General features: G+C 39.7%; 10 protein-coding genes. 9 read left to right on the forward strand and 1 reads right to left on the reverse strand.

Features of this window, described 5'->3' with window-relative positions:
• Positions 1-82: 82 nt before the first annotated feature.
• Positions 83-217 carry a 50S ribosomal protein L34 gene (gene rpmH / locus E4K68_RS04315; RefSeq protein ID WP_135377496.1) on the reverse strand — a complete coding sequence of 45 codons (135 nt, stop codon included), beginning with the start codon at positions 215-217 and terminating at the stop codon, positions 83-85.
• Positions 218-573: 356 nt separating this feature from the next.
• On the opposite strand from rpmH, the gene dnaA reads away from it, so the two are divergent.
• The 9 genes from dnaA to serS all read left to right on the forward strand — a co-directional run bounded on the left by dnaA (position 574) and on the right by serS (position 12,068).
• Positions 574-1,935 (forward strand): chromosomal replication initiator protein DnaA, encoded by a 1,362-nt coding sequence (gene dnaA / locus E4K68_RS04320; RefSeq protein ID WP_135377497.1) that lies wholly within the window; start codon positions 574-576, stop codon positions 1,933-1,935.
• 262 nt (positions 1,936-2,197) lie between these two features.
• Complete coding sequence (dnaN, locus tag E4K68_RS04325) at positions 2,198-3,301, forward strand: DNA polymerase III subunit beta (RefSeq protein WP_135377498.1); 1,104 nt, start codon at positions 2,198-2,200, stop codon at positions 3,299-3,301.
• 9 nt (positions 3,302-3,310) lie between these two features.
• Entirely contained in the window at positions 3,311-4,405 is a 1,095-nt protein-coding gene (gene recF, locus E4K68_RS04330) for a DNA replication/repair protein RecF (RefSeq protein ID WP_135377499.1), read from the forward strand.
• The gene (locus E4K68_RS04335; RefSeq protein WP_135377500.1) at positions 4,406-4,657 is read left to right on the forward strand and encodes an extracellular matrix/biofilm biosynthesis regulator RemA family protein; all 252 of its coding nucleotides are present in this window, start codon (positions 4,406-4,408) and stop codon (positions 4,655-4,657) included. It abuts the gene before it with no gap.
• A 109-nt stretch (positions 4,658-4,766) separates the two neighbouring features.
• Positions 4,767-6,701, forward strand: coding sequence for a DNA topoisomerase (ATP-hydrolyzing) subunit B (gene gyrB / locus E4K68_RS04340; protein ID WP_135377501.1), 1,935 nt, complete (start codon positions 4,767-4,769; stop codon positions 6,699-6,701).
• 14 nt (positions 6,702-6,715) lie between these two features.
• Positions 6,716-9,190 carry a DNA gyrase subunit A gene (gyrA, locus tag E4K68_RS04345; protein ID WP_135377502.1) on the forward strand — a complete coding sequence of 825 codons (2,475 nt, stop codon included), beginning with the start codon at positions 6,716-6,718 and terminating at the stop codon, positions 9,188-9,190.
• Between the two features lie 103 nt (positions 9,191-9,293).
• Complete coding sequence (gene pdxS, locus E4K68_RS04350) at positions 9,294-10,178, forward strand: pyridoxal 5'-phosphate synthase lyase subunit PdxS (protein WP_135377503.1); 885 nt, start codon at positions 9,294-9,296, stop codon at positions 10,176-10,178.
• Between the two features lie 2 nt (positions 10,179-10,180).
• A complete protein-coding gene (gene pdxT, locus E4K68_RS04355) occupies positions 10,181-10,768 on the forward strand; it encodes a pyridoxal 5'-phosphate synthase glutaminase subunit PdxT (RefSeq protein ID WP_135377504.1) in 588 nt (195 codons plus the stop codon).
• 34 nt (positions 10,769-10,802) lie between these two features.
• Entirely contained in the window at positions 10,803-12,068 is a 1,266-nt protein-coding gene (serS, locus tag E4K68_RS04360) for a serine--tRNA ligase (RefSeq protein WP_135377505.1), read from the forward strand.
• The last annotated feature ends 39 nt before the right edge of the window (positions 12,069-12,107 follow it).

A 12,107-nucleotide genomic window follows, 5' to 3' on the forward strand; every position in this document is an offset into this window, starting at 1 on the left:
AACTCCTACAACCCACGTTTAAACGTTTAGAGTTGTTTTATATAAAAAAAATTATTTAAAAAAAGGCCACATAATTGCGGCCTTAAACTGACAACTTCTTCCGACCCTTTAAACGACGGCGTTTTAAAACATTTCGCCCCGTTGGTGTACTCATGCGACTTAAGAAACCATGAACGCGTTTATGACGCCGATTCTTCGGTTGATATGTTCTCTTCAATTTAACGACACCTCCTTTATTTCAAACGAAAAAAACATTCAAAATCAAACTTACTTAGAGATTATACTCTAATAATTTTTATTCTGTCAAGCAAGGGACTTTGATAAGATGTGGATAACAATATTATTAAAAAAGTTATCCACTGTGAATAATTTAAATAAAGTCTCTATCTTCCTGTTGATAACCCTTCAAAAACTTGTTATTATGTTTCTACACCACCTCACGACAACTATATATCGAGTAATATTTTATCCACAGTACGTAATTAGATCGAGTTATCCACAAATGTGTATAAGTTTGTGTATAACTTTTTTATTGTCATTATTCTTACATTCTTAGACAAGGGAGGTCCGTCCATGCCACCACAGCCTATCTCACCTCACTTACTGTGGCAGGAAACGCTAGAAAAGCTGAAAAGTGAACTTTCCAAACCAAGCTTTGAAACATGGTTAAGTTCCACACAGCTTCTTCAAATTGATGGAGACACACTTGTCATAAGTGTTCCCAATGAATTTGCAAAAGATTGGTTAGAGAGTCGCTATGCACCTTTGATCCGATCTTCAGTTCAGTCCGTGTTGGGACATTCCGTAAGTCTCCGATTTATTATACCCAATCAAGAAGGGTCCTATGGCGAAGACTCAATTCAGTCCTTTCCAATTTCCCCTATTGACCCACAACAAGCTGAGCCTTTGCCTAATTCTCTTAATACTAAATATATCTTTGACACATTTGTCATAGGAAACAGCAATCGTTTTGCACATGCAGCTTCTTTAGCGGTCGCTGAGTCACCGGCCAAATCTTATAATCCCCTTTTCATATATGGAGGAGTTGGATTAGGGAAAACCCACCTAATGCATGCTATCGGTCATTATGTACTTCAACGATCACCTAATACCAAGGTTCTTTATGTTTCCAGTGAGAAATTTACGAATGAGCTTATAGACTCTATCAGAGACGAGAACTCCATTGAATTTCGAAATCATTACCGAAACGTGGACATTCTCCTGATTGATGATATTCAGTTTTTAGCAGGCAAAGAGAGGACTCAAGAAGAGTTCTTTCATACATTTAATGCGCTCCATGAAGCAAATAAACAAATAATTATCTCTTCTGATCGTCCTCCCAAGGAGATCCCTACCCTGGAAGACCGTTTACGTTCCCGATTTGAATGGGGACTTATCACTGATATACAGGCTCCAGATTTGGAAACCCGCATTGCTATTTTAAGAAAAAAGGCTAAGATGGAAAACCTTCAAGTACCCAATGAAGTAATGGTTTATATTGCAGATAAGATTCGTTCCAACATACGTGAACTTGAAGGAGCTCTTATCCGAGTTATGGCTTTTGCGTCTCTAAGTGCGATCCCCATTACTGCAGAAGTAGCGATAGAAGCGTTAAAAGAGATTATCCCAGCTAATAACACAAAGGAAATAACTATCGATATTATACAGCAATCAGTTGCAGGCTATTTCCATCTATCGCCCAGTGAATTCAAGGCTAAAAAACGGACACGTGCAGTGGCCTTTCCACGGCAAATTGCCATGTACCTTTCCCGTCAACTTACTGACTCATCATTGCCAAAAATCGGTGACGAGTTTGGTGGTAGAGACCATACCACCGTAATGCATGCACATGATAAGATTTCGCAAGCCTTACTTAATGATCCACAACTAGAGAAAAAAATTAATGAAATGATTCAACGTATTCAATCCGATTAATTTTTTTTGTAAATTTATGTGGACATCCTGTTCATAATATCTTAATAAAATAAACATTAATTTTTACATGTGGACATGTGGATAATATCAATCCGTCTGTCCACACCTTTTTCAACCTGCTTTTTATCAGTGTTTTAGCATGGTTAGCTTACTTGTCCACATGTTGACAAGTAATACTACTATAACTACTATTTTATTATCTTATTATTAATATCCCGTTTTAGAACCATGAGGATAAAGTTTTTAGGAGGATACGATTCTTATGAAAATCTTCTGCTCAAAAGAGGCACTACTTTCCGGAGTAAATGCTGTTCAAAAGGCTGTGTCTAATAAAAACACGTTGCCTATTCTTCAGGGAATTTTGATCAAAGCAGAACAACAGTCTTTACAATTTGCAGCGACTGATCTCGAAATGGGGATTCGTTGTGAAGTCCCGGCCCAAGTGGTTGAAGAAGGAACCATGATCGTACCTGCTAAGCTTTTTACTGATGTTGTACGGAAACTTCCAGATACATCTATAACCTTAGAAGAACGAGAAAAAACAATCACAATTGGTTATTATCAATCTGAGATTGTGTTAAATGGGTATGATCCTGATGAATTTCCTTTGTTTCCAGACTTTTTTGATCCTATTTCATTCACTTTACCCACTCCGATATTCAAAAACATGATTAGGCAGACTGTTTTTTCTTGTGCAATGGAAGAAAATCGTCCCGTTTTTACTGGAACACTTTTACAAATTGAAGGGTCCAATGTGCGCTTAGTTGCAACCGATACACATCGCTTGGCCTATAGCCTTGCAGAAATATCTAACCCCGAAGGGTCACAATTTAGTGGTATCGTTCCTGCTAAAACATTATCGGAAATATATCGCCTATTGCGAGATGAGGATGAAGTCTTAACCATTAGCTTTAGTCAAACTCAAGTAGTCTTTCAATTCGGATTGATTTATTTAGTTTCCCGTCTGATTGAAGGCCAATTTCCAAACTACAAACAAGTAATTCCTCAAACGTGTGAAACCAAAGTGAATTTATCCGTAAAAAGCTTCCTAGAAGCTGTCGAGCGGGCCTCTTTACTTTCTCGTGACAAAAACGGAGCCACTATTATCAGAATTAATGTTGAAAAGGACGAATTAAGAATTGATCAGTCGTCTGAATTAGGTAAAATATCGGAGCAAATTGGCATTGAGATGGAGGGTAAGGATGTCATGATTGCCTTTAATGCCAAATTTCTAATTGATGCTTTGAAAGTAATTGACAGCGATCAAATTATTTTTGAGCTTTCTGGTCCATTTAGCCCTGGTGTGATGCGTCCCTTAGACAATCCGAATTATCTTTATCTTGTTTTACCTGTAAGAACGTCTTAACTCAATATTATGATGATCAATAATCTATGCCTACAAAATTTCCGTAATTATCAAGATGAAAAAATACAATTCATGCCTGGTTCGAATATTTTGGTTGGAGATAATGGTCAGGGAAAAACTAATATCATAGAGGGAATCTACTACCTTTTGACAGGAAAATCGTATAGAGTACAAAGGGAACAGGAACTCTTGCGTTGGGAGCAAAGCGAATTCCATCTTTACGGGGACTTTCTATTGGCTCGCCATAAAATTTTGCTAGAGAGTCATTATCGCGACAAAAAGAAAATTGTGAAGGTTAACCAAGTACCTTGTCGTCGCTTATCGGATTTTGTTGGTACCATTAATGTAATTTTCTTTTCTCCAGATGACCTTGTCATGATAAAAGGAGGGCCTGCGGAGCGGAGGAGATTTTTGGACCTACATATTGCACAAATGCGTCCAGGGCATGTAAGCCTTCTTAATGCTTATAATAAGGCGGTGCAGCAAAAGAGTGCACTTTTAAAATCTTATGTTGAAAAATCCCTTAAATATTCGCAATTACAACTTTGGAATGAACAAATACTTGAATTGGGAGAAAAGGTTATTCGCAATAGAGCTGAACTAGCTGAACGAATTCAAAGGGTTGCGGATGATATCTATATGAATCTTTCATCGGAAAAAGAAAAGATACAAGTTTTGTACATTGCTTTAGGTAAAAGAAATATTAATAATGCTATTGCTGAATTCTCACAATTACTTCATGATAAACTGGAACAAGAAATTGAACGACAAATGGTATTGGTTGGTCCGCACCGTGACGATGTGCAAATACTTCTAAACGATAGACCGGCACGTTTATACGCTTCTCAAGGGCAGCAGCGCTCGTTAGTTTTGAGCTTAAAACTTGCTGAATTGGAACTTATTCGTCAAGAAAAAGGAGAATATCCCCTCCTCTTACTTGATGACGTATTGTCTGAATTAGATCGTTTCAGGAGAGACTACTTAATAAAATTCATTGAGTCATCTCGCATTCAGACCTTAATAACAATGACAAGTGCTGAGAGTCATCTTGAATCCGGAGCACTTTACCGTGTAGAACAAGGACATATAAGGAGGGAGCCATAATTGTACTTACATCTTGGTAGCGATGTTCTGATTAAGAAAGATAAAATTGTTGCAATTATTGACTTAGAAACTACAAAAGAAGGTAAAACTAGTAAAAAAATAATAAATGATATAAAAGATAATAAAAAAGTGAATTATATTTCCGAACTAGGTAAAGAAAAAACATTAATTATTACGAGTTCTGAATATTATTTTTCGCCTATTTCATCTATTACTTTGTTTAAACGTTCTTTTTTTAAGAATAGGGTTTGAATAATTAATATATGAGTCTTTGTTATCAGCGATTGGTTTCTAAATTGAATCAGTACGAAATTTAGTGTACAATAAAAAGGTTGAAGGTATTTTTTGGGAGGAAACAGCTTTGCAAGAAAACAAAGATATTCAAGTTCAGGATCCTAATGACAGTTATAATGCAGGGCAAATTGAAGTTCTCGAAGGACTCGAAGCTGTTCGTAAACGTCCTGGTATGTATATTGGCACGACAAGTAGCCGTGGGCTTCATCATCTTGTCTATGAAATTGTTGATAATAGTATTGATGAGGCGTTAGCAGGTTTTTGTAATCAAATTGATGTCTTCATTCGTGAAGACAATAGCATTACCGTAGTAGATAATGGTCGAGGGATTCCTGTAGATATTCATCCCAAGACTGGTAAACCGGCTGTTGAAGTAGCCCTAACGGTATTACACGCCGGTGGCAAATTTGGCGGTAGCGCAAGTGCTTATAAGGTGTCGGGTGGTCTTCATGGAGTGGGATTAAGTGTCGTCAATGCTTTGTCAAAATGGTTGGTTGTAGAAGTTTCTAAAGGTGGACATGTTTATCATCAGGAATATGCCATAGGTAAACCAACTACTGAACTAATTAATCTTGGGTCAACCGAGAATAACGGAACAAAGATATCCTTTATTCCTGATCCAGACATTTTTGAAGATACGATTTATGATTTTGATATTTTAACACATCGGCTTAGAGAACTTTCCTTTTTAAACAAAAGTGTAACAATTAATTTAACTGATGAGCGAACAAATATTAAAGAAACATTTTTACATACGGGTGGTATTCAGGATTTTGTTCGTTATCTTAATAAAAGCAAAGATTGTTTACATCCTCAGCCAATATTTATTGAAACAACGAAGGATAATGTTCAAGTCGAAGTATGCATGCAATATAATGACAGTTACGCCGAAAATTTATTTTCGTATGCCAATAATATTAATACTCAAGAGGGTGGAACGCATGAGGCTGGTTTTAAGTCTGCGTTAACTAGGGTAGTCAATGATTACGCTCGTAAAAGCAATATGATTAAAACCGGTGATACCAATCTTTCCGGTGACGACATTAGGGAAGGATTAACTGCTGTTATTTCAGTAAAAGTACCTGATCCCCAGTTTGAAGGGCAAACGAAAACTAAACTTGGGAACAGCGAAATACGGGGAATAGTGGATTCTGCAACTGGAGAAGGCTTAGGTGTTTTCTTAGAAGAAAACCCTTCAATTGCAAGAAAGTTTATTGATAAATCTGTACAAGCCGCCCGAGCGCGAGATGCTGCTCGTAAAGCAAGAGAGTTGACCCGTCGTAAAAGTGCGTTAGAAGGAACCTCCCTTCCAGGAAAGCTTGCGGATTGTTCTTGGAAAGAACCAGATCTGTGTGAAATGTATTTGGTCGAGGGGGACAGTGCAGGCGGTTCAGCAAAACAGGGTAGAGATCGACGGTTCCAAGCTATTTTGCCTTTACGTGGGAAAATTTTAAATGTAGAAAAGGCGAGACTCGATAAAATTCTGGGAAATGCTGAAATTAGAGCTATGATTACCGCAATGGGAACCGGGATTTCCGATGAATTTGATATAGGAAAAGCGCGCTATCATAAGCTGATTATTATGACTGACGCTGACGTGGATGGTGCTCATATTCGGACACTGTTATTAACCTTCTTCTATCGTTATATGCGACCATTAATCGAAAATCATTTTGTTTATATTGCTCAGCCCCCTCTCTTTAAGGTTAAAAAAGGGAGAGATATTCAATACGCCTATACAGACAACGAACTCAGTAAGATACTAGAAAAAATAGGTAGGGAAAAAGTTGAGATTCAACGTTACAAAGGCTTAGGAGAAATGAATCCTGACCAGTTGTGGGAAACCACGATGGACCCAGCAAAACGAACGATCTTACAAGTTACTATGGAAGATGCCATGAGAACTGAAGAAATGTTTACGGTCTTAATGGGAGACAAAGTCGAACCGCGCCGTGACTTTATTAATCGTCATGCTAAAGATGTACGTAATCTAGATGCTTAAAGGAGTGCTCATTCATGTCGGATGAAATGCTGGGAGGAAAAGTTCTTCCCGTTGAAATTGCGGATGAAATGCGAAAATCGTTTATCGATTATTCGATGAGTGTTATCGTTAGCCGTGCTTTGCCCGATGTTCGAGACGGGCTCAAACCGGTGCATCGTAGAATCTTATATACTCTTCATGAGTTGGGTCTGACCCCAAATAAACCGTATAGTAAGTCAGCACGTCTTGTCGGAGATTGTATGGGTAAATTCCACCCTCATGGGGATTCTTCAATTTATGATGCTGTTGTACGAATGGATCAGGACTTTGCTAGCCGCTATCCACTCATTGACGGGCACGGGAATTTTGGTTCTATCGATGGAGACTCTGCAGCCGCTATGCGTTATACTGAGCTTCGTATGGCTAAAATTGCGACCTATATGTTAGCTGATATCGATAAAGAAACTGTCGATTATACTCCTAACTATGATGAGAAGCAAGATGAGCCTACGGTGTTGCCTGCAAAATTTCCAAATTTACTCGTTAATGGTTCATCGGGAATTGCTGTAGGGATGGCAACCAATATTCCACCTCATAATTTATCGGAAGTCATCGATGCGACGGTGGCGTTGCTAGATAACCCCGAGTTAACCATTGACGACCTTATGAACTATGTCAAAGGCCCCGACTTTCCAACGGGCGGGACAATCATGGGTTATGAAGGAATCAGGTCTGCTTATTCAACAGGAAGAGGATCGATAAAAACACGGGCAAAAGCAAAAATTGAGAATATGGAAAAGTCGGGAAAAACCCGAATTGTAGTTACTGAAATTCCTTTCATGGTAAATAAAGCCAGAATGATTGAGAAAATGGCAGAACTTGTACGTGATAAAAAACTAGATGGAATTACTGACTTACGAGATGAATCTGACCGATCAGGGATGCGTATTGTCATTGAGTTAAGGCGTGATGTCAATCCACAAGTCATCCTAAATCAACTCTATAAACATACTCAGATGGAAGATACTTTCGGTGTTAATATGCTAGCACTTGTGAATGGCCAACCTAGGACACTTACACTGAAAGATATGATTCATTATTTTATTGAACATCAAAAGGATGTTATTGTCCGTAGGACTCGGTTTGAACTCAAAAAAGCGGAAGCAGAAGCTCATATCATTGAGGGACTTCGAATCGCTCTAGACCATATTGATGAGGTTATTGAAACCATTCGTTCTTCTTCGGATGAATCCAATGCCAGAGCAAACCTAATGACTCGATTTGGTTTAAGTGAAAGACAGGCCCAGGCAATTGTTGATATGAGATTAAAGCGACTGACTGGCCTGGAACGAGAAAAACTCGAAAATCAATATCAAGAATTGATGAATACGATTGCCTACTTAAAGGCAGTTCTTGCTTCAGAGAAGATGGTAATTGACATTATTAAGGCTGAATTAGCCGAGATTAATCATAAATTTGGTGATGCACGTCGGACGCGAATTACCGTTGATGTCAGTAAGATGGATATTGAAGATCTCATTTCTGAAGAAGATGTGGTTGTCACTGTTACTCATTATGGATATATTAAACGGTTGCCTCTTAATACATATAAGAGCCAGCATCGGGGTGGCAAAGGTGTTCACGGGATGGCTACTAAGGAACGGGATTTTGTAGAACATCTTTTTACCACGACGACACATCACTATATCCTGTTTTTTACATCACAGGGTAAAGTATATCGTTTAAAGGCCCACGAAATTCCAGAGGCAAGTCGGATAGGTAAGGGAACAGCGGTTATAAATCTCTTAAACCTAAGCCAGCATGAAATGATTACAGCTGTCATGGCAATAAAAGATTATAGTTCTGATTTCTTTTTGATCACAGCGACCAAGAAAGGAATCATGAAGAAGACAGCACTGCAAGAATACGATTCATCAAGGCGTGATGGGTTAATCGCTTTAACTCTAGATGAAGGGGATGAACTCATCGGTGTTAAACTAACCCAAGGGTTAGATGATATTCTATTGGCTACCAAAAATGGAATAGCCATTCGTTTCGCAGAATCGGATGTCCGGTACATGGGACGAACAGCGCGCGGGGTAAAAGGAATTAAACTGGAAGCAAACGACGAAGTTGTCGGTATGGATGTGATTGGCGATGAGGGTGAACTATTGACCATGAGTGAAAATGGGTTTGCCAAACGTACCAATCTCAAGGAATTCCGTGTTCAAGGACGTGCAGGCAAAGGAATCATTGTCATGAAATTGAACGCTAAGACTGGCACGTTGGTCGGAATCAAGGTCGTTCAAGTAGAAGATGAACTAATGGTCATTACGAATAACGGAATCATGCTCCGAATCCAAGTAGCAGATATTTCTAATCAGGGACGTTCCGCGCAAGGGGTATTAGCCATGCGTACTGGCGCTAGTAGTGTCGTCGCCATCGCTAAAGTAGTGATGAAAGAAGAAGAGGGAGCCGAGGACTCTGCGGATACCGAAGAAGAGGACTAAAATTGACAAATTTCACGCTAGGTGTTACCATGTCTGAAAATCACAGAAACTAAATTATATGAGAATTAACATTAACTGTACAAATTTAGAGGAGGAAATATTAATGACTGATATAGCTTCGTTAAAAGTTAAGACAGGGCTGGCAGAAATGCTAAAAGGCGGTGTCATTATGGATGTGACAACCCCTGAACAAGCTATCATAGCAGAAGAAGCAGGAGCATGTGCCGTGATGGCTTTGGAACGTGTTCCTTCGGATATACGTGCTGAGGGCGGAGTCGCTCGTATGGCGGATCCGACAATTATTCAAAATATAATGGCTGTGGTATCAATCCCTGTCATGGCGAAAGCTCGAATCGGTCATTTCGTAGAAGCTCGAATTTTGGAAGCATTAGGCGCCGATTATATTGATGAGTCTGAAGTCCTAACCCCAGCAGATGATGCTTACCATATTAATAAACATGACTTTAAAGTCCCTTTTGTTTGTGGTTGCCGAAATTTAGGAGAAGCATTGCGCCGAATCGGAGAAGGGGCCGCTATGATTCGTACCAAAGGAGAACCTGGAACAGGTAACGTTGTTGAAGCTGTTCGACATATGCGTACTGTGATGGCTCAAATACGTGCTTTAACATTAATGCCGAGAGAAGAGCTTATGTCAGCCGCTAAAGATATGGGTGCGCCTTATGATTTGGTACTTTATGTTGCAGAGCATGGAAAACTACCGGTTGTTAATTTTGCTGCAGGAGGGATAGCGACCCCAGCTGATGCGGCCTTAATGATGCATTTGGGAGTCGACGGTATTTTTGTAGGGTCGGGAATCTTTAAATCTGGGGATCCTAAGGCTCGTGCTAAAGCAATTGTTCTGGCAACAACTCACTATAAGGATGCAAAATTGCTTGCGGAAATTTCCAAGGATTTAGGACAACCTATGTCTGGAATTGAAATTTCAACGCTGGCTGATTCCCAACGCATGCAAGAACGGGGTTGGTAAACATGAAGAAGCGTGTTGGCGTTTTGGCACTGCAAGGTGCTTTTCGCGAGCACCGGCAGGTTTTGGAACAATTAGGTTGTGAAGTTGTGGAAGTGCGCAAATCAAGCGATCTTGATGGAATCCAAGGTCTGATTATTCCAGGTGGAGAAAGTACTACTATTGGTAAACTCTTATCGAATGATGAGATGGGTGATAAAATTAAGGAACTCGGCGCTAAGGACTTACCCATTTTTGGGACATGCGCCGGTATGATTCTACTTAGTAAAACGATCGTAGATAGTGATCAGTATCGGTTAAACCTTATGGATACGGTTGTAGAACGCAATGCCTTCGGAAGGCAAGTGGCAAGTTTCGAAACGGATCTTAATGTACCTGCCATGGGTCCTAATCCTTTGCGAGCAGTTTTTATTCGTGCGCCTTATCTTCAAAAGGTTGATCCAAATGTTGGTATTTTAGCGGAATATGAAGGTAAGATTGTTTTTGCACGGCAAGGAAATTTATTGGCGAGTGCATTTCATCCGGAACTTACCCCGGACCAACGTGTTCATCAATACTTTTTAGATATGATTGATGAACATTGGGCCAAGTAGGAACGTGTGTGAGGCATGGGAGGGTTTTTTTAGTATGTTGGAACTCAAGTTTGTACGTAATAACCCAGAAGTAGTGAAAGAAGCATTGCGTAAGCGTCATGTTTCTATTAGTCTTGACCATTTTTTAAAACAAGAAGAAGAACGGCGAAAGCTGCTTTTTGAAGTTGAAACTTTAAAGGCTCGTCGTAATTCTGTTTCTGAAGAAGTTGGGCGTCTCAAGAAAAGTGGAGAAAATGCCGAAAGCCTAGTTTTGGAAATGCGTGAGGTTGGTCAAACTATCAAGGATTTGGAACAAAAATCTACGGACATTGTGCAAGAAATGGAAAAGGTGCTCTATGAGATTCCTAACATACCTCACGTCTCCGTACCGGTAGGACCAGATGAAAGTGCCAATGTTCAAATTCGCACCTGGGGAACCCCCCGCGTCTTTGACTTCGAGCCAAGGGCGCATTACGAGATTGGTGAAAAATTAAATGTTCTCGATTTTGTTAGAGCAGCTAAAGTCACTGGGGCACGTTTTACGTTTTATAAAGGTTTAGGTGCTAAATTAGAGCGTTCACTGATATCGTTTATGCTTGATCGCCATACCTCGAGAGGGTATACAGAAATACTTCCGCCGTACATGGTGAATCGGACTTCTATGACAGGGACGGGTCAGCTTCCTAAATTTGAGGACGATGCTTTTAAAATTTCTGGAACGGAGTATTTTTTGATTCCTACGGCAGAAGTGCCTGTCACAAATCTTTATCGTGAAGAAATATTGGATGGTAGTCAATTACCGATTCGCCATTGCGCTTATAGTGCTTGTTTTCGTTCTGAAGCCGGTTCGGCAGGGAGAGATACACGAGGGCTTATCCGGCAACATCAATTTAACAAAGTGGAACTTGTAAAATTCTCTCTGCCTGAGAATTCATATGAAGAGCTCGAACTGTTGACCACAGATGCAGAAAGTATACTTCAAGAATTAGAACTTCCTTACCGAGTTATGGCTTTATCAACTGGAGATATTGGGTTCACATCTGCCAAAACGTATGATTTGGAAGTATGGCTACCAAGCTTTGATACTTATCGGGAAATTTCTTCTTGCAGCAACTTTGAGGATTTTCAAGCACGGCGAGCAAACATTCGTTTTCGGAGAGGGCCTAAAGAAAAGCCAGAGTATGTCCACACACTCAATGGTAGTGGATTGGCGATTGGGCGGACAGTAGCAGCCATTTTGGAGAATTATCAGGATCAAGATGGCAGAGTACGTATTCCTAAGGCGCTTCAACCTTACATGGGTGTTGAATACTTAGGTTAATAAATTGATATTGGTAACATAAATGTTTATAAATTGTCA

The organism is Desulfosporosinus sp. Sb-LF, from assembly GCF_004766055.1.
Taxonomy (GTDB): Bacteria; Bacillota; Desulfitobacteriia; order Desulfitobacteriales; family Desulfitobacteriaceae; genus Desulfosporosinus.